The sequence below is a fragment of the Vibrio sp. qd031 genome (assembly GCF_002100145.1).
GTDB lineage: Bacteria > Pseudomonadota > Gammaproteobacteria > Enterobacterales > Vibrionaceae > Vibrio.
In genome coordinates this window covers 520,635-539,934 of sequence record NZ_JXQD01000025.1, presented here as the reverse complement: position 1 = coordinate 539,934, position 19,300 = coordinate 520,635, and the positions used below count along the sequence as shown (strand labels likewise).

Genomic DNA, 19,300 nt, shown 5'->3' with positions numbered 1-19,300 from the left:
ATCTTTCCTACACTGGAATTCTAGAGTATAGGGTTACCAAGTTTGCTGGATGAGAATAGTTGGCACTGTACATACCCTTTCAATGAGGATGTCATTTGCGCAGTCAACGTAAAGTCCTGCATAAAGCCAATCCATCTCCACAGGTGTAAGGAGAACGGTTTTGCCCAATTGCGAGTTACAGCGACAAATTAAAGCAAACTCTGCAGAAGCATCCCTCCAACAAAAGCCCTACCAACGCGGGATAACCCGCTTGTTAGGGCGTAAGTCTGAAACTCAAACTGATAATACTTTAAAAAATTCAGCGCTTACTGATTCGTTTTCAATCGTTAACTATCTATCTCACTAGCCTGTTGCAGCAAGAACGCGGTAGACGGATCAATATTTTGAACCAGTTTCTCAACTTCCATGATCGCGTCGATGGACGAGCTTTTCTTACGATAGCTGAGATACAAAGGTCGCTCTAACTCTAAACTATGATTGACACGCACCAACTGGCCTGACTCGATAAACGGCTTAATGACCGACACGGGTAAGTAAGCACTGCCGCCCTTCTCTAACATAAAATCGAGGGCGATTCGGCCTGTCGATGTTCTGAGGAATGGCGCATTACTTTGGGCGTGTCTAACCGCGTGCTCTTGTGCAAAGGCGGTCCCCCAGTCAACGTAGATGTAGCCTTTTTCTAGAGCGCTATCTACATCGCGGGTTTCTGTCGAGACAAAGACCAGTGGCAAATCAGCAATTTTTTTGCACTCGAGCTCGTCAGCTTTTACGGGATCAAACGAAAAAGCCATGTCCAAGGTACGCTCTATCAATCCACGGTTCATCTGCTCTCTGCTGAGCACTTCGGCATTAAATCCATATCCTTGAAACGAGTCGGTGACCACACTTAAGCAGTTTTGCAGATACGCATCCCAAATATTGGGGGTACCTGCAATGGTCAGTTGCAGCGCTTTAGAACTCTCCAAAGAGAGTTCATATTTTGCCTGTTGTAGAGTTTTCACCATCACTTCCGCATACGCTATCAGCCTTTCACCGGAAGATGTGAGCTTGATATTGTTGCGGTCGCGGGTAAACAGCACGGTCCCAAAAAAACTCTCGAGCTGTTTTATTCGTGCGCTTACAGCGGCTTGGGTAATGTGCAGGTTTTCGGCCGCTCGGCCAAAATGTCTGACACGAGCGACTTCTAAAAAGGTGCTTAATACTCTTACGTCCACTGTATGCTCTTTTTTCTTTGAGTGTGTGCGATGCACGGTTTGACCATTAGACATAAATTTACACCAAAAAAACAGCGCCTAAGCTTAAAAACACTAAAAAACCAACCACATCTGTAACTGTGGTCAATACAACCGAGCCTGCTACTGCAGGATCGATATTAAATTTTTTGAGAGTAAAAGGGATCAACGTTCCAGATAGAGCAGCGGCCAAGCTGTTTACGGCAATGGCACAACCAATAATAAGTCCTAGCCCAATAGAGCCAAACACCGCATACACAATGGCGCCAATTACCGAGCCCATCACCAGGCCATTGATGGCGGCAATTTTTAACTCTTTTTGCACCAGCATTTTTAAGTTGCTTTGATGCAAGTGGTTAAGCGCAATACCTCGAATGGCAACGGCCAACGTTTGACTGCCTGCAATGCCGCCCATACTCGCCACCACTGGCATTAGTATCGCCAGTGCAACAACTTGTTCAACAACGCCTTCAAAGATCCCAATAACCGCCGAGGCCACAAACGCGGTGAGCAGATTAATCACCAGCCACAAGCCACGCAAACGCGCCGCGACTTTTAGGGGAGTGAACAAGTCTTCTTCGCTCTTACCACTTTCTTGCACTACAGCTTGTAACCCAAGCTCACGCAGGCTAAGCGCAATAGTCGTCATAGACAATACCCCCATCACCTTTCCCGCGGTAAGCACCGGAAACCATAACTGGCTACCATCAATCGATACCTGTTTGCTTATCTCATCTAAGTCGTGAGTATCTTCAAGCAGTGGTGACGCCACTGCTAGGTGTTTAAGCTTGGTGGTATCGTCTTGCAGTAGCAGCATGTTGGGGTCAACGGTGCCAACAATGCCCGTCATGTCACGAACAATGATCACTTTCACCGGGCTTTCGATGCGTTTAAGCAGTTCGTTTCGAATGCGGCCAACACTGTTCTTGGCATTGGCCATCAAAAAACAGGGCTCGGCATAACGACCCACTTTATCGTCTGAGTAAGACAAAGCCTGCTGAATATGCGCTGCAGTCTCTGAGCTTTGGGTAAGCAAAAACTCGTCGACAAACTCACTTGGCAAGAAATCCGCAAAAGCAATGACATCCGATTCACTAATACACGCCAGTCGCTCATTCGCTCGCTCAGCAGACAGACTGGCGTGAATGTGACGCGCTGTTTCGTACTGCAGTAAGTTAAGAACCAACCAATACTGGCTAACCGGGATCGTTTCAATAATGGCGAGTCGAATCGGTACAGTTACCGATTCGAGCACATTGGCGATATCTGCTGCGCTGCGATTGGCCAGTAAACTCAAGTCTTCACTGGTCGCGCTCAGTTCGATAATTTCAGCCAGCAGCTCTGGGCGAGTTTCAATGTCGTGTGGTTGAATATTGTCGGTCATTGCAATAGTCCCTAAGTATTCACATTGTCTGTGGTGGATCGTCTTCTAACGTAAATGCACGGCTCGGATCGACAAACACGCGATCGCCCATACCTTCTCTGCCAAGTAACATGAGATAACTCATCTCCTGTCTGTTGGTTAGGGTTATTTCTATAGGCCACTGCTGCCCACCCAAGGCAAACGTGGTTTGTATTACGTAGCGCTGCTCTGTGACGCCGTTTGAGGACTTAATTTTCCGAGAGTCCACAACAGGCGCTGAGCACTGCACGGTTTTACCCAAATTGTAGATGTCTGGGTGGAGGTCAAACTCTACAAACAACTTGCCCTTTTTGCGAAAGCGTCGAATATTGTCGACATGCAGCGAGGAGGTTTTTGCTCCCGTATCAACGCGAACTTCTAAGTCAGTAATGCCTAAGTCCGGCAGCTGACAAAGCTCTAGATTACCTATAATCATTCTGTCCATGGACTCTCCTTACTGTGCGACGAGCGTGTCATTTAATCGCTCAATATGCTCAGCCACATCATCTTCATCTTTTCCAAAATAGGCGATGTGGAACATGGCATCCCCTTCTTGAACTAAGGGAATGTTTTGCTTACCAATCACAATGCCCGAACGGGTCGATACCACTTGCTGAATCAACTCACCCAATGGGGAGTTAATTTGTGCCAGAATCTGCCCTTTTTCCACCTGTTCACCGAGCTTTGCAAACTCATTAAACACGCCACTTGCCGTCGCTCGGATCCACTCACTTTTGTTGGCAACAAACGGGTCAATCTTGCGTTTGCTTAGGCGCTTTTTGGTCAACAGTCCTAACCTGGTCAACACATTCTTTACCCCTTTAACGCCGGCTTGCAGCGACAACTCATCAAAGCGCAATGCTTCGCCAGCTTCGTACAGCAATATTCGAGTATCGTTTTGTGTTGCCGCTTCGCGCAAAGAGCCATCCCTTAAATCTGAGTTTAGAAGCACTGGCACGCCAAAGGCTCTTGCCAGTTCCAGTGTCTCTGTATCACTCAAATCGGCTCGGATTTGAGGGAAATTGGAGCGGTGTATCGCGCCAGTATGCAAATCGATTCCATACTGGCAGTGACTCACGATATTCTTCATAAAAGTGTGCGCCAATCGCGCCGCTAGAGACCCTTTTCCAGAGCCGGGAAAGCAGCGATTCAGATCTCTGCGATCGGGTAAGTAGCGGCTTTGATTTAACACGCCATACACGTTTACCATAGGAACAAGAATGAGCGTGCCACGGATCACTTTTAGCTCAGAGGCGATAAGCCTGCGAATAATTTCAATACCATTCAGTTCGTCACCATGGATCGCCGCGCTAACAAACACCGTTGGCCCATCGCGACGAGCTCGCTGAACGTGTACAGGAATGGAAAACTCCGTATCGGTGTACAGTTTAGCCACAGGAATATCTATCTGCAGTTTTTGCCCTGGCAATACCTCTGTTCCAGCAATTACCAATGGTTTTGCCATTAGCCTCTACCTCGTGTTTTGGTGGCGTTTGGTTTTGCGTTTTTTTCGATAAAATCAAAAATTACACCCGCCACATCTTTTTCTGTTGCAAGCTCAATGCCTTCGAGCCCAGGTGAAGAGTTCACTTCCATGACTACCGGCCCACGGTTAGAGCGCAAGATATCGACGCCACAGACGTTCAGTCCCATCGCTTTTGCTGCATTTACTGCGGTTAAACGCTCTTCTTTAGACAGCTTAACCAGTTCTGCACTGCCGCCACGGTGTAGGTTCGAGCGAAACTCGCCTTCACCAGCTTGACGCTTCATAGCAGCTATCACGCGGTTGCCCACCACAAAGCAGCGAATATCGGCGCCACCCGCCTCAGCAATAAATTCTTGCACCAAGATGTTGGCTTTTAGTCCCATAAAGGCTTCAATCACGCTTTCTGCCGCCTTGTTGGTTTCTGCCAGTACCACACCGATCCCTTGCGTTCCTTCTAGTAACTTGATCACTAGCGGAGCGCCGCCGACATTTTTAATCAAGTCTTGAATTTTGTCGGGCTTGCTCGCAAAGCCAGTACGCGGCAGACCGATCCCTTTACGAGAAAGCAGCTGCAACGAACGCAATTTATCGCGAGAGCGGCTGATAGCAATCGACTCGTTGACGCAGAAGGTCCCCATCATTTCAAACTGTCGCACAACCGCAGTGCCATAAAAGGTAATCGACGAACCAATACGTGGGATCACAGCGTCATATTTAGGCAATTCCTGTCCGTTATAGCGCAGGTTTGGGTTGCTGCTGGTGATGTCCATATAACAGTGCAATGTATCGATGATATCGACTTGATGTCCTCTTAATTCTCCTGCTTCTTTTAAGCGGCGAGTTGAGTACAAAGATTCATTTCTAGATAAAATTGCGATGCGCATGATTGTGTCCAAATGGAGGTTACGGGTTAATTTGAGGCGAATTTATCCGTCAATCTTTGAACAATACAGTAAAAGATATTTATCCTAACGATAGAAATTTTTATCGTTCAAAAAGCTTCTGTTTTTTGATGAGAATGCCGTAAGGCCATTGCACTCCCAATCGTCTATAACCCACAAAATTAAATTAAATAACAATAAGTTACATAAATCACATTAAATTCAACCATACAGCTATCATGGCCATTACCCCCTGTAAATTGGGGCAAACTTGCTTCTACAAAATATTTTTGTCTTAATGAACAAATAGTTTTGTTGGTGCTATGTAGAAACGTTTGCTAATTAGGCCATATCAACTCACTTTTACCTTTTATGAATGGATAAAATGATTAACTCACTATTAGAAAGTCAGCTGCTAAAACAAATATTGATTGGTGTGATTTTGGTTGGCATATACTTGCTGATCAAAAATATCGCCCACAACAAGCTCTCTTCTTTGGCAGACAAAAAGCGTGTTTCTTTGCCACGAAAGCAATTTATCCTAAAGTCATTTAACATCGCTGCATTTCTGATGTTTGCGTCGATATTGACCATTCTGTTGGGTATCGGTTTTGGCGACATATCGCTGTTTTTGTCGTCGATATTTGCGGTTCTAGGGGTTGCGCTGTTTGCTCAATGGTCGATATTGAGTAACTTAACCGCCAGTATTTTGATTTTCTTTGCATTTCCGTATCGGATTGGCGACAAAATTCAGGTGATTGAAAAAGATGCAGACATCACAGGTAAGATTGTCAATATCACCATGTTCCATGTGCTGATTAAGCACAGCACTGGTGACGTGATCAGCTATCCAAATAATTTGCTCCTACAAAAAGGCGTCGTAAAGCTAAGCCATGGTGATAGCAGTGCTGTAATGACTAAGCCCGCCGAACAGGCGAAAGAAATGCAACCCTCTCAACTTGTGCAAAAATAGCCGCAAGCTTTCTCGAGTGCATTGCCCATAGGTCTATGTTCGTAACATGAGTGAAGATAACACGTGGGCAATTGTCCAATTAAGCTTATAATGGTCGTTGTACGTTATTAAACTGAGTTAACCATGCAAGATAAAAGCCTCGAAGAGCAGCAAAACAACCCATTACACGGTGTGGGGTTAGAGCAAGTGATCACTGAACTTGTGGATCACTATGGTTGGGATATTTTGGATACCGCAATGCGGTTCAACTGTTTTCACATGAACCCGTCCATTGCCAGTAGTGTTAAGTATCTGAAAAAGACGGAATGGGCACGGGAAAAGCTAGAGCGCTTTTATCTGTCTCGCTACAAACGCATGCCAAAGCCAACTCCAGAAGAGATGGAAACACCCGCAAGGCAGCGTACGTTTGCCGTGGGTGTAACGCCAAGAGAGCCAATGGTGTTAACCGTAGACTCTATTTTGGACTCGCAAGCAAAAGCAGCCTCCACCTATAAAGCGAAGAAGGCACAAAATAGAAAGCCGCGTCGCTAACAATATGCACGATTAACCCCTCTTTGTTAGTCAACGCTTTTAAAAATATTGCCCCATCCTAGGATGGGGCAATATTATTGTAGTTACCGCAATTGTGAAAGGTTGCCAAGCGCTATATCAACGCGTGTCGGACTCTTGCCGATACCCACTCAGACACCACAACCGTTGCCAGTATCGCGCAACAAATAACCGCTACCTGTGGCCACGCTAATACGGCCATCGACTCTTCAAGTTTTAAGCCAATGCCGCCCGCTCCAACGAGCCCAAGCACGGTCGATTCTCGAATATTAATGTCCCATCGAAACAGCGATGTACCAATAAAGTTAGGCAATACCTGAGGCCAAACAGCGTAGTTTAATATCTGCATCTCACCCGCCCCTGTTGCTCTAACCGCATTGACCTGCAAAGGGTTCACTTCCTCGATTGCTTCGTACAACAGCTTTGCCACAAAGCCTATCGAGCGCAGTGCAATCGCGATGATGCCCGCCAGCAATCCAGGCCCCAAAATCGCCACTAATAGCAAAGCCCAGATAATCGAATTAATCGAGCGACTCGCCGCAATAATAAACAGCGCAATGGGTCTTAGTATGTATTGGTTAGGGGTGGTGTTTCTTGCGGCCAAAAACGCCACTGGAAACGCGATTGCCACACCCAGTGCGGTGCCCATTGTCGCAATATTGATGGTATCCCATAGTGCGCCCCAAATTTGATCAAGATAAGACCAACGCGGTGGCCACATTCTGCTACCGATGTCGGCCATTTGATTGGGCGCGTCGGTGACAAAATACCACAAGGTGTCTTGGTTCATTCGTTGCCAGCAAAAGACACACAAAACAACAAACAAAAACCACAGCGTGAATTGGAACAGCGATTGCTGCTGGGAGTGTTTACTCCATTGAGTTGGGTATTTCATTTATCTCACTCTTTGTCTAATCAGCGTAGACGTGTATTCCGCCAACATCACAATCGCGATGATGATAAGTAATATGGCTGCTGCCGTGTTGTACTCGTAACGATCCATTGCTGTGTTCAGCGTTGCGCCAATACCACCCGCACCCACAATGCCAATTACCGCTGACTCGCGAAAGTTAATATCGAATCGGTACAAACACAGCCCTAACAGACGCGGCATCACCTGCGGTTGTATGGCATAGTTGATGCGCTGTAACCAACTGGCTCCCGTCGCGGTCATTGCGGCCAATGGCGCGGGATCCAGAGACTCTATTTCTTCGGCAAACAGTTTTGCCAAAAATCCGATGGTGGCGAAGGTGAGCGTGACAAACCCGGCAAAGGTGCCAAAGCCAAACAGAGCCACACAAAATATGGCGATGATGATCTCTTGCATACTACGCGCGACGGCAATAAAGGCGCGGCAGACCACATAAACTGGCTTAGGTGCCAAATTTTTAGACGCCCCTAATGCAAATGGGACAGACAATACTATGCCGAACACCGTTGCGCAGAGTGTCATGGTGAGACTTTCAATCAATCCTTTGACAATATTGTCCCAACGACTGCCAAAATCAGGGTTAAGAAACCCAGCCACAAACTTCATTCCGCGCTCAGAGCCTGCAATGATACGCTCGATGTTGATCTCGATGGAATTAAACGCCACATATAGATACACCGTAATCAACACCATCAAGCCATGCCGAACCCAAGGGTTCGAAATCATAGGCGGACGTCGCCAGTGTGTCCCATAGCTGGATACAGAGCTAGAAGCCGAAGAACTCATACCGCTGGCTCCAACACTAAGCCCAAGTTAGGCGCTTTTGGCTCTGGTGCGGCTTCATCGCTTGACCAGTCCTCTTCACCATAGATGCGCGTCAATTGCTGCTCATCCAATTGCTCAGGCGTGCCATCAAACACCACTTCGCCCGCTTTAAGACCCACAATCCTGTCCACAAAGCGTTTTGCCAGATTCACATCATGAATGTTAATAATGGCAGGCAGTTGCTGCTCCTGGCAGATGTCTGAAATGAGGCGCATTATTTGTCTAGCGGTTTTTGGATCCAGTGCCGCGGTAGGCTCGTCAATAAGCAGTAATGAAGGCTGCTGTGACAACGCTCGTGCAATACCAACGCGTTGCCTTTGTCCACCAGAGAGCGCGTCCGCACGTTTGTTGACGTGCTCTGACAAGCCCACACGGTCAAGCAGCGCATAAGCACGTTGAATATCACTTCCCGGAAATCGACGCATTAGACTACGCCAGAAAGGCACATAACCGAGTCGACCCGAGAGGACATTCTCCATCACCGTCAGCCGTTCAATGAGCGCATACTCTTGAAAAATCATCCCGATTTGGCGACGGCTCTGCTTAAGTGACGAACGGTTAAGGCCCACCAAATTGACACCCTGAAAGTTCACTTCACCAGACGTTGGCTCAGTCAGTCGGTTAATACAACGGATCAGTGTTGATTTACCGGCCCCAGAGGGACCGATAAGACCAATCACTTCACCCGCTTCGACGTTTAAGGTGACATTGGTTAGCGCTTTATCGTCAGCGCTGTAGTGCTTGGTCAATCCTTTAATGCTTAGTGCGGACATAATGATCTCTCTATTAACTGCAGCTGTACGACACGTCGTTCGCGGTGTCGATAGTACGGATCACTTCCCAGTGTTCTTGGTAGGTGATTGGGATAAATTGAGATTCACCGTTACGCTCAAATTCTTCTTTTAGCTTACTTCCAGCCCAATCGAAGGTGAAAAACGACTGCATGATCTTCTCTTGTAGTTCTGGGTGGAGGTTATGAGCCATGCCGTACGCAGTAGTAGGGAACGTCTGTGACTTGTAGATAGACGTTACGTTCTCGTCATTTACAACATTGCGAGAAAGCATACGATTGAGTACTGAATTAGCAACGGCAGCTGCATCGTAATCGCGATGAGCCACGCCTAAGATAGAGTTATCATGAGCACCAGAGAACGCTGGGGTGAAGTCTTTTTCTGGGTGCATCGCATATTCCGCAGCTAAGATCGCAGATGGCGCTTTAAAACCCGAATTAGACGTTTGAGACGTAAAGGCTAGATTTTTACCTTTAAGCTCTTCAACACTGTTAATGCCAGAGTCTGGGTGAGTAATGATTTCCATCTCATACCCAAATGAGCCGTCTTCTGCGGCCATCATAGTAAAGGGGGCAAATCCTGCACAATTTACCGCAAGTGGCGTTGAGCCAGTATTAAACCCGGCGACATGCAGTCGGCCAGAGCGCATCGCTTCGATTTGTGCCGCGTTACTTTGTACTGGGAAAAAGCGAACATTTTTGCCGGTTGTCTTTTCCATGTGCGCCAAAAACTCGCTCCACACATCCGCATATACCGCAGGATCTTCAACCGGCGTGTAAGCAAAAATCAATGTAGATGGATCTTGCCATTCACTTTTCTCGGTAGGGACGTCTGCAACTAGGTTACCAGAACGATCTTCGTAGCGAGCATCCAAAGCAAACGCGCTGCATGAAACAGCGATAGACGCTGCGACGAGGGATTTGATGAGTTTCATTAATGTGTGTCCAGTTAGGTTTGTGACGGAGCACACAAAGTAAAGTGAAAGTATGACAGTCACTTTTAACTTAAATGACAGCAAAAAGTCACAATGAAACAAAATGTTAATTCAAACACTAGCCACAAATTCAAAAAACGGGTCACGACTAAAAAGCCGCAAATAATAGAAATCACTAAATTAGATATTGCTAATAAAGGAAATGCTGTTATTATTCTTGCATTAGGTTTCGCTAATATACTTTGTATGGCAAGGAGCTCATCATGTTAGTTCAAAATGTTAAACACTATTCCCCACTCTATTTTCTCGCAGCATTAGGTCCAGGTGGTCTGGCTGTCTCGTTTTTTATGTACCTGATGTTCCTCGTTCCACACAAAGGCACTCCGATGGCTGCAATGGAACATTGGTTACCCATCGTTGCTCAAGGTGGGATCGCTTCGATTTTGATTCTGCTGGTGCTATCAATAGTTTTGGGTCTGGCAATTCTCCATTTCACCCTACTGGGTTGGAACTTCAAACAGTTTCGTCAGTTCAAGCACAGCGATGACATCAACCAACTTCGTTCAACTAACGCAGCGGTAACAGAGATGGCCATGCCATTAACTGTGTCAATGTCTATCAATATGGGCTTTATTCTAGGTTCGCTGTTTGTGCCAAACTTGTGGCAGTTCATCCAACCGGTATTTCCTGTTGCAACATTAGGGTTTTTAAGCGTTGGCGTATGGGCTTTGACTATTTATGGCCGCTTCCTAACCAATGTCGTTATGGCTGGCAAATTTAATCCCGATGCCAACACTAATTTTAGTCAACTACTCGCACCCTTTACCTTTGCTATGGTGGCGGTAGGTCTTGCAGCCCCTGGGGCGATGAGTCACAGCACATTAGTCAGTGGCGTATCACTCACCCTTGCGGTTATGTTTGGCGTGCTTGCTGCAGTGACTACCGTTATTTGGCTTATTAATGGGTTTTCTCAAATCGTTAAGAATGGGCTAGACCTTAATGGCTCACCAACGCTTTGGATCCTAATCCCAATATTAACGCTGCTTGGCATTACTTACGTTCGCTACACCATGGGTACACACCATAATTTTGATGCACCGCTTATTAACAGCCAATTTATCACGGTGATGGGCGCTATTTTGGGACTGCAGCTTTTTGTGGGACTGTTTGGGCTTAAAGCAATGAAACGTAATGGTTATTTTGCAGAGTTTGTGTCTGGTGACAAAACCAATCCAGCCACATTCGGTCTAGTGTGCCCGGGTGTTGCACTGGTAGTATTTGGGTTCTTTTTCGTGAACTACGCGCTAATTGGCAATGCTATTATCGTTAAGTACAGCTTGGCTCACTTCATCTTGTTGTTACCGATTCTGGTGCTTCAACTTAAAACCACTGCCGTGATGTTCAAGTTGATGGGAAAAACGGTGTTCAATCTAGAAAAAAACATGAAAACGGCCTAGAAAAGTGAACCCAACGACCCAAAAAAGCGAGCATTGCTCGCTTTTTTAATACCCGTTAGGCAGCAGGAATTAAGGTTGGAACCAGCGAAGATAGGTGTTTTGCCAACGTCGCATGTTGATCGACTGGCCAATGAATCCCCTCTTTATCGCATGGCCGGATCAGCTTTGCTGCATCCAAGAAGTGACAATTAAGTTCGTCTGCTCGTAGCGCATAATAATGTGCCAACTGTTTCGATTTATCCTCTGCACCGTCGAAACCTTCTTGACCATTGCCGACTTCTAGAACGTGTGGCGGTGATATCAATAACACCTCTGGTGGCTTTTCCATAAACCCGTGGTGAAACTGTTGAACGACCTGAACCAAACGAGCAGCACCTTTCGATATGTCACTCGCTGCCACGTTATATCGAGATTTAAGATCATTGGTTCCCAACAGAATGATCACCAGATCTGGGTGATGGCTTTCGAGACAAGGCAGTAAATAGTCAAGCCCCTTCTTGCCAATTTCAAACGGGTCTTCGAATACCGTGGTTCGGCTATTTTGCCCCTCTTCTATAACGCGATAGCGCCCTTGCAGCGCATCTTGCAATCGCATGGTCCAGCGCTCTGTTTCATTGTAACGTCGCGGTAAGTCTGGGGCGTATCCCCAGGTATTTGAATCACCAAAACACAGTACCGTTTTCATGGTTGGTTTATTCCTAGTCAATTATTAACGTAATAAAGGGTTTAAGTAGATAGGCCAACATCCGTTTAGCTTATTAAGCGAACCACCAAAGACCCAGGGGCTCTGACCGACTCAACGTTATGACTGATCACAACACCATCACCGGGCGAATAGTATTCGTCGATAATATCGCCAAAACTGTTGTATTGCGTAGCGATGTGCTCACCTTGGCGCACCTTTTCGAGCAAAGTGACGTGACAAAGGACAAAGCCACCTTGCTTCGCACGCACGCTGGTTATGATATCCCCTTCGACGCAGGGTAAGGTTTGCGTTTTTACCTCACCCTCAATCAACTTATAGGCTCGCAAAATATTCAGCAGACCTTCTACCGCTCTATCTACCATGATGAGGTCGGTATACCGACCTACACCAATTTCTAATGTTACCGATGGGATACCCGCTCGGTTGTAGGCGGTTTCTAAAATTCCGGGATCGCCTGGGTCATTAAGGATCACATCGGGATTAATCAGACGAGCCATGGACAGCGCATCGTCTAACCGATAATCGGCAAACGCATACAATGGATAGGCCGAGCCCGAGGTTTGTGAATGCAGATCAATGGCTAAGTCTGCATTAGGTTTAAGTAGATGAGTCCAAAGGCTGTGCGCATAACGATGCGCATCGTCACCGTCTTCTTGCCCAGGGAAGACTCGATTTAAATTGGTCGATGAGCTATCTGGCGCTGCCGAGTGAAAATCCCGACTGTGCCGAGCAATACCAGAAAGGTTAATAGCGGGAACAATAGTCACGACCCCAGCCACCATTTTACTGACTAGCTCGCGTGCTAATTTTTGCGCGGTCAAAATCCCGTTCTGCTCATCACCATGAATACCAGCTGTGATCATGATTTTTCGACCTGGCTTGTTTCCTTTAAACACACGCACTGGCAGTGTTTGCGGATGCCCGATCGCGTCTGTCGCTACGGCAAACCAAAACTTGTGCTCTCCTGAATCTAGCGCATCCACGTCCAGCGCTTGTAATGTTGGATACATAGGAACGATGCTTTGGTTGAGCGATATTGACATGTTAACTCCAAGATATTGACGAGGTGACGATATGGGTTAGCGGCTAAATAACCATAGAGTACTGTATATAACATACTGAGCCACATAAACAAAAACCGCAGCCTGTCAGCCACGGTTTTAATTCAATCCTGTCGCGATCCATCAACCAACCATGCGACTAAATGATCGCTGGTAAAGGTTACCGCATCTCAAACAGTTCTTGATGAAAAGCGTCTTTCGCAATGCCCGAATCAACTAGATCTGACTGAATGGCCTTACCAAACTGAGTGGGCCCGCAGAACCAGTAGTCTGCGTGTCGCCAATTTGCCACCCGTTGCTTCAGGATCTCTGCATTTATTTGTCCATCTCTATCTTCGACAAAGATATAAAGTTTCACATTAGCGTTTTTTGCAGCGCGACTGACGTACTCGATCATTGGCACATCCATTTCTTTAACGCAATAGAACAAGGTGGTGGGTTGTTCAAAGCGTTTTGTCATCGCTAAGTACTTCATTCTGGCTAAAAACGGCGTGATGCCAATACCACCAGCAATCCAAACCTGCTCATCTTTCTGACTCGCGAAGTCAAACTCTCCATACGGTCCTTCAACGGATACCTCTGCTCCCGTTGATATTGAATGCACGATCTGCTGGGTATGATCGCCGAGTGCTTTCACTATAAACGACGCACGATTGTCGTCTTCCCAAGCCGATGAAAGGGTAAATGGGTGCGCTTCTTTAGTGTCATTAAATCGCACGAACGCAAACTGCCCTGCTCGGTGACCTGGCCAACGACCGTCTAGTGTGACATCTATTTTAACTTGTTGAGTGTTATTGAAACGAGTCACTTTATCGACGGTTGCTTTATGTCGGTTTCGCGCGCCTATTGCACCAAACAAACTTAACAGCGCGGAAACGGTCCCACCGATTAACAATATCGCGGTGAGCCACCCGATTGGCTGCATCCAATACGATGTTTTCACCAGTATCAGCGCATGAAACACTAAGGCCAAATAGACCACTGAAAACACTCGGTGGAAGTTAAAACTGCGGTTATATGCCACGCGTTTGATTAACGCCAGCGCTATTAGTACAACGGTAATGTAAAAAGCCCACTCACCGACGGTTTCTGCGAGGCTTCGCTGACTTCTCAACCATGTCGCTAGTGCATCTAACTCTTGGCCGCCCGCTCCGCGCGGCCCTCTTCCTCCTCGAGAACCACCTTCCAATAATCCCAGAGAAAATGCCCACTTGGGACCGACAGCAAAGAGGAAATGTGTTACTGACGTGACTAATGCGGTGATCCCAAGCCATTTATGAAGTCTATAGCCTTTATCTAGCCCGTTAATCATAGGTTCAATAAACCTGGGTCGCGCCGCCAAAATCATCGCTACGCTCATCACCGCTATTGACATAAATCCGGTGTAATCAACCATAAATCCACGCAAGCTCATAAACGTGCCAGAGTAAGTAGAGAAATCAGCGGCAAGCACCCATGCTGCAGAGACAATCCCAAGTAGAAACAAATAAGTCAGTTTGATATTTTTCATGCGGTTTCCTTTTCGCCTGTAAGCCAAAACACTAGCCACAGTTGCTAAGCTCCAACTATAATACCCGCACTATATGTAAGCCTTTTGTTTTACTCATCTTTTCAATAATTTACATTGCTTTACCTAACAATTGACCACGATCAATTTACCAACGCACTACCCTTAGCTATTCACTGAAACCGCACAAACCTTGCGCAACGAATGAGACACCCATTGAACTCTAAACACAATTAATTCTTGGAAGATAGCCATTGAGAATGCAATTGCTGACTGTTCCCTAAATAGTCGATAAACCAGCTCAGTAACTTGTGATTGGGGTCTCTTTTCCACACTAGGCAGCAGTGGCTGTCTGGCTGTTTTGCGGGAATTTCTTTTGCAATCAACTCTCCTTCTTCTAGCATTGGGTTAGCGATGTGTTTAGGTAAATAACCTACGCCACCTCCGCTGCGAATCATAGAGACTGCACTGTGCCAATTGGGTAACAGCAAACGTCGCTGCTGAGGGTAGTTTCCCATGTGCCTTTTGGGCAGTTGTGTTGAGGTGTCATCAAGGCAAATAAATGGATATTGCGAGAGTTGATCCTCTGTAAGGTGGGTCACTTGCGAAAGAGGATGAGTATTGGCCACCACAAACTGCCACTGCAAATGCCCCATGTCTTTAACTTCAAAGTCACCGTTGACTGGAATGGATGACGTAGCACCAATGACCACATCGGTTCGGCCTTGAGATATGGCCTCCCACGAGCCGTTATACACTTCCATATTGATCTGAAGCTCTGCGTGTTCGAATGTGCGGTAGAAATCGTCCACCATGGGTTGCAAGCGGTCGAGCTTAACCACATTGTCCAAAGTCACTCTAAGACGCGACTGCCACCCTAAAGCGGCGCGCTGAGTTTGCACCGTCGCTTGTTCCATTTTTAACAGCAATGACCGTGCTTCTTCGATAAATATTTGGCCAGCAGGAGTCAGTTCGACCCGCCTAGGAAGCCGTTTAAATAACACCACATCCAACTCTTGTTCCACCTGTCGTACCGAGTAGCTAATCGCCGATGGGACTTTATGCAACACCTCAGCGGCAGCCGTAAAACTTTCCAACCGCGCAACGGTGACCAACATTTCTAAAGAAGACCGTGAAAACATGTACTTACACCCTTTTAACGCTATGTAATTTTATCAATCAAATAATTTGATTGATAACCACAAAGATTATCGCTTAATTGTACGCCCTAATACCCATAAAATCCTCGCCAACTGCGATGTTAGTCGCTAAACACTGAATATTTACAATCAAATAATTTAAATGAGATAGCATGACCGTATCTAAGTACCAAATTTTTTACCTCTCCGCATTGTCTATGCTGGGTTTTGTCGCAACCGATATGTACTTGCCTGCGTTTGATGCGATGCAAACCTCTTTGGCTACTGGTCCGCAACAAATGGCGCTATCACTAACCGTTTTCTTAGCCGGCTTGGGGATAGGTCAGATCGTCTGGGGTATGTTGTCCGATAAATATGGTGATCGAAACTCACTGATTATGGGATTGCTCATCTTTACGGCAGCATCATTTGGGCTGACTCAAAGTACTGAAGTGTCTCAACTTCTAGGATTTCGCTTTGTTCAGGCTGTAGGGGTATGTGCACCTGCTGTAATTTGGCAAGCAATGGTTATTCGTCGCTACCCTGAAAAAACGAGCCAGCAATTGCTCGCAACCATTATGCCTCTTGTCGCTCTTTCTCCGGCACTTGCTCCTCAGCTAGGTGTATTGCTTCTAAGCACATTCGGTTGGGAAAGTATCTTTACTGCACTAACAGTTATTGGTGGCTTGCTTATCGTCGCATCGCTGGCGCAGCCTGCAACGAAGGTTACAGCAAAACAAAGTAGCTTTACCCAAGATGTTGGAAATCTCGTCAAGTCAAAAGTCTATATGGGTAACATTACGATCTATGCGTTTGCGTCAGCGGTGTTTTTTGCCTACCTCACTGGTATGCCAGAAATCATGAATAAACTGGGTTACTCGCCAAAAGATATTGGGTTAAGTTTTGTACCACAAACTATTGCCTTTATCATCGGTGGTTTTCTGGGTAAAAAATGTACGCCAAAATTTGGCTCGGACAAAACGCTATTTGCTCTACTGATTGTGTTTACTGTAGCGACCTCGTTAGTCGGTATATTCTCGCAAACCGCGATGACCACAATTTGGCCGTTGCTAATACCGTTCTGCTTTGTTGCTATGGTCAATGGTGCGCTTTACCCAATCGTCGTAAGTAAAGCATTGAGCAGCGCAAAAGAAAGTCCTGCCACTGCAGCGGGCTTCCAAAATAGCTTCCAGATAGCCATCAGTAGTTTAGCCAGTGCGTTAGTCGCCGCCTTTGCCTACAACGCGCTAGAAGTCACTGGTGCGGTGATCATGCTGTGTACATTAGGCTTATGGTTTGGCTACCTACTCGCTGCAAAAGCGACAAAGACTGTCCATAAAACTGAACTTGCCTAATTTGCCGTCACCTGCACAGGTTACTGCCATTCATGCAGATAAGTATGACACTTCGTCATTGGTCACCTACTTCATTACTCGTCATTCGTCCGCTTGTGTTCTATAACTGTACCGTTTAAAAAGCGGCCCTCGGGTCGCTTCTACTTATACGTTATGTCCTGTGTTCATCTCCCACATCCCTGACCGATAAATATCAGCAATAATTCTATATCAAAGATTACGGTGTCGTGACAAAGATACCAATATGATCCATTTGAGATTAGGATAGAGCCTGTCTCTAGCATTCACTTAAACAACACTATGAAGCCATTAACTCTTCTCGACGGCGGTATGGGTCGCGAGCTAAAACGCATCGGGGCTCCTTTTTCTCAACCTCTTTGGAGCGCACAAGCCCTAATTGAGTCGCCACAGCATGTTACTCAAGCACATCAACGCTTTATTGATGCTGGCGCAGAGGTCATTATTACCAACAGTTATGCCTGTGTGCCCTTTCACCTCGGTGAAGAACGTTACCGACAACAAGGTGCTCAGCTTGCTCGTTTGGCAGCAAAATTGGCCAAAGATGTTACTTTGAAACACCCTAATGTGCACGTTGCGGGATGCCTCCCGCCACCCATGGGGAGCTATCGACCGGATCTGTTTGATAAACAGCGTGCAGAAGATATATACCAGACCCTCTATACAGCCCAACGCGATCATGCCGATCTGTGGATGGTAGAAACACTCTCTTCCATTGAAGAATTTCAGTCTGCACAGATTGTCCTCTCAAGCAGCACACTGCCAAGCTACTACGCCTTTTCACTGCAAGACACTGTTAAGGAGGCAGCATGCATTCGTTCAGGCGAGTCAGTCACTGACGCCATACAAGCAGTATTAAATGCCGGAGAGAGTAAGGTATTATTTAACTGTTCAATGCCAGAGGTCATGTTGCAGGCGGTAGTAGACGCTAAATTATGCGCAGCTGAACAAGGTAAAGAGATTGAAGTGGGCGTTTACGCCAATAACTTCACCGCGATTGATCCCGACCATCAAGCCAATACACTTTTTCAAGCAGAGCGGAGTGTGTCACCAGACGAGTATTTGCGCTTTGCCCAGCAGTGGTATGATGCTGGCGCTACTATTATTGGGGGCTGCTGCGGCATAGGCCCAGAACATATTGAACGACTGAGCGAATGGAAGGCCTCACTAGAGTCTTGATAGTTAGCCACAGAGGTTAGTGTTGACCTCTGTGACCAGTAAGCCCATTAAGCTTGTCGTAATTTAAACGCATACACCTGCTCAGATTGCAGTTCTGATTGTAATCACCAATGATGGTACTAAATACCGACAACGTATTATTTGCCGGTGAAGCTCGAGAAAGTAAGTGATTAGAAAATAGCTTAATAGCACAAGGTTGCCGACGATTAAGCAGCAACCTTGTAACCATCGTTAATTTACACCGCTTCTTTGAGGGTCAACATCCCTTCAGTCACGATAAAATCAATAATGGTTTCTAAGCCGATGCCTTCTTTTAAATTGGTAAACACATAGGGTTTGGTCGGTCGCATGCGCGCCGTATCTTGCTCCATCACTTCAAGCGATGCGCCCACGTACGGGGCCAAATCGATTTTGTTGATGATCAAAAGGTCAGAACGAGTAATACCTGGGCCACCTTTACGAGGGATTTTTTCACCTTCGGCAACGTCAATCACATAGATGGTTAAATCTGCCAATTCGGGACTGAACGTTGCGCTTAGGTTATCACCGCCGCTTTCGACAAACACCACGTCCAAGTTTTGATGAAGTTTGGCCAACTCTTCTACCGCTGCCAAGTTCATTGAGGCATCTTCACGAATCGCAGTATGAGGGCAGCCGCCTGTTTCGACGCCAATGATGCGGTCAGGCTCTAATGCCTCTGCTCGAGTTAATATTTTGGCATCTTCTTGGGTGTAAATATCGTTAGTCACCACTGCAATATTGAGCTTGTCGCGGATGGTTTTACACAAGATTTCGAGCAGCGCGGTTTTTCCAGATCCAACTGGGCCACCAATGCCAATGCGAAGCGGTTGTTTATAAGTTTGCATGAGGGTTC

The 19,300-nt window shown here is 46.5% G+C and carries 19 protein-coding genes; 5 read left to right on the top strand and 14 right to left on the bottom strand.

Annotated elements, in window-relative coordinates:
- Window positions 1–326 precede the first annotated feature (326 nt).
- The 5 genes from ST37_RS14465 to rimK are packed head-to-tail and all read right to left on the bottom strand — an operon-like array spanning window position 327 to window position 5,004.
- Window positions 327–1,214: a LysR family transcriptional regulator gene (locus ST37_RS14465; protein ID WP_084888145.1), complete on the bottom strand. Its 888-nt coding sequence runs from the start codon at window positions 1,212–1,214 to the stop codon at window positions 327–329.
- 58 nt (window positions 1,215–1,272) lie between these two features.
- Window positions 1,273–2,616 carry a magnesium transporter gene (locus ST37_RS14460; RefSeq protein ID WP_084887590.1) on the bottom strand — a complete coding sequence of 448 codons (1,344 nt, stop codon included), beginning with the start codon at window positions 2,614–2,616 and terminating at the stop codon, window positions 1,273–1,275.
- Window positions 2,617–2,635: 19 nt separating this feature from the next.
- On the bottom strand, window positions 2,636–3,079 hold the full coding sequence (locus ST37_RS14455; RefSeq protein WP_084887589.1) for an ATP-dependent zinc protease: 444 nt from the start codon (window positions 3,077–3,079) through the stop codon (window positions 2,636–2,638).
- 9 nt (window positions 3,080–3,088) lie between these two features.
- Complete coding sequence (locus ST37_RS14450; RefSeq protein ID WP_084887587.1) at window positions 3,089–4,099, bottom strand: succinylglutamate desuccinylase/aspartoacylase family protein; 1,011 nt, start codon at window positions 4,097–4,099, stop codon at window positions 3,089–3,091.
- The gene (rimK, locus tag ST37_RS14445) at window positions 4,099–5,004 is read right to left on the bottom strand and encodes a 30S ribosomal protein S6--L-glutamate ligase (RefSeq protein ID WP_084887585.1); all 906 of its coding nucleotides are present in this window, start codon (window positions 5,002–5,004) and stop codon (window positions 4,099–4,101) included. Before rimK ends, ST37_RS14450 begins: the two co-directional genes overlap by 1 nt.
- A gap of 382 nt (window positions 5,005–5,386) precedes the next feature.
- Between rimK and ST37_RS14440 the strand changes: the two genes are divergently transcribed.
- Window positions 5,387–5,974 (top strand): mechanosensitive ion channel family protein, encoded by a 588-nt coding sequence (locus ST37_RS14440; protein ID WP_084887583.1) that lies wholly within the window; start codon window positions 5,387–5,389, stop codon window positions 5,972–5,974.
- 123 nt (window positions 5,975–6,097) lie between these two features.
- Window positions 6,098–6,505 (top strand): VF530 family DNA-binding protein, encoded by a 408-nt coding sequence (locus tag ST37_RS14435; protein WP_084887581.1) that lies wholly within the window; start codon window positions 6,098–6,100, stop codon window positions 6,503–6,505.
- Between the two features lie 112 nt (window positions 6,506–6,617).
- Here ST37_RS14435 and phnE (ST37_RS14430) read toward each other — a convergent pair whose 3' ends face one another.
- The 4 genes from phnE (ST37_RS14430) to phnD are packed head-to-tail and all read right to left on the bottom strand — an operon-like array spanning window position 6,618 to window position 10,004.
- Window positions 6,618–7,418, bottom strand: a complete 801-nt coding sequence (phnE, locus tag ST37_RS14430; RefSeq protein ID WP_084887579.1) for a phosphonate ABC transporter, permease protein PhnE — start codon at window positions 7,416–7,418, stop codon at window positions 6,618–6,620.
- On the bottom strand, window positions 7,419–8,240 hold the full coding sequence (gene phnE / locus ST37_RS14425) for a phosphonate ABC transporter, permease protein PhnE (RefSeq protein WP_084887577.1): 822 nt from the start codon (window positions 8,238–8,240) through the stop codon (window positions 7,419–7,421).
- On the bottom strand, window positions 8,237–9,052 hold the full coding sequence (phnC, locus tag ST37_RS14420; protein ID WP_084887575.1) for a phosphonate ABC transporter ATP-binding protein: 816 nt from the start codon (window positions 9,050–9,052) through the stop codon (window positions 8,237–8,239). The genes phnE (ST37_RS14425) and phnC overlap by 4 nt, the downstream gene beginning before the upstream one ends.
- 13 nt (window positions 9,053–9,065) lie before the next feature.
- Complete coding sequence (phnD, locus tag ST37_RS14415) at window positions 9,066–10,004, bottom strand: phosphate/phosphite/phosphonate ABC transporter substrate-binding protein (protein WP_084887574.1); 939 nt, start codon at window positions 10,002–10,004, stop codon at window positions 9,066–9,068.
- A gap of 263 nt (window positions 10,005–10,267) precedes the next feature.
- Between phnD and ST37_RS14410 the strand changes: the two genes are divergently transcribed.
- Window positions 10,268–11,461: a hypothetical protein gene (locus ST37_RS14410; protein WP_084887572.1), complete on the top strand. Its 1,194-nt coding sequence runs from the start codon at window positions 10,268–10,270 to the stop codon at window positions 11,459–11,461.
- A gap of 55 nt (window positions 11,462–11,516) precedes the next feature.
- On the opposite strand, the gene ST37_RS14405 is transcribed toward ST37_RS14410, so the two are convergent.
- The 4 genes from ST37_RS14405 to punR all read right to left on the bottom strand — a co-directional run bounded on the left by ST37_RS14405 (window position 11,517) and on the right by punR (window position 15,877).
- Window positions 11,517–12,146 (bottom strand): SGNH/GDSL hydrolase family protein, encoded by a 630-nt coding sequence (locus ST37_RS14405; RefSeq protein WP_084887570.1) that lies wholly within the window; start codon window positions 12,144–12,146, stop codon window positions 11,517–11,519.
- 65 nt (window positions 12,147–12,211) lie between these two features.
- Window positions 12,212–13,210 (bottom strand): succinylglutamate desuccinylase/aspartoacylase family protein, encoded by a 999-nt coding sequence (locus ST37_RS14400; RefSeq protein ID WP_084887568.1) that lies wholly within the window; start codon window positions 13,208–13,210, stop codon window positions 12,212–12,214.
- Window positions 13,211–13,388: 178 nt separating this feature from the next.
- Window positions 13,389–14,738, bottom strand: a complete 1,350-nt coding sequence (locus ST37_RS14395) for a ferric reductase-like transmembrane domain-containing protein (RefSeq protein WP_084887566.1) — start codon at window positions 14,736–14,738, stop codon at window positions 13,389–13,391.
- A gap of 230 nt (window positions 14,739–14,968) precedes the next feature.
- Window positions 14,969–15,877, bottom strand: coding sequence for a DNA-binding transcriptional activator PunR (gene punR, locus ST37_RS14390; RefSeq protein WP_084887564.1), 909 nt, complete (start codon window positions 15,875–15,877; stop codon window positions 14,969–14,971).
- A gap of 170 nt (window positions 15,878–16,047) precedes the next feature.
- Between punR and punC the strand changes: the two genes are divergently transcribed.
- On the top strand, window positions 16,048–17,229 hold the full coding sequence (gene punC, locus ST37_RS14385; RefSeq protein WP_084887562.1) for a purine nucleoside transporter PunC: 1,182 nt from the start codon (window positions 16,048–16,050) through the stop codon (window positions 17,227–17,229).
- Between the two features lie 300 nt (window positions 17,230–17,529).
- Window positions 17,530–18,426 (top strand): homocysteine S-methyltransferase family protein, encoded by an 897-nt coding sequence (locus ST37_RS14380; protein WP_084887560.1) that lies wholly within the window; start codon window positions 17,530–17,532, stop codon window positions 18,424–18,426.
- A gap of 236 nt (window positions 18,427–18,662) precedes the next feature.
- Here the strand turns inward: ST37_RS14380 and ureG are convergent, their stop codons facing one another.
- A complete protein-coding gene (gene ureG / locus ST37_RS14375) occupies window positions 18,663–19,292 on the bottom strand; it encodes an urease accessory protein UreG (protein WP_084887558.1) in 630 nt (209 codons plus the stop codon).
- Window positions 19,293–19,300 lie beyond the last annotated feature (8 nt).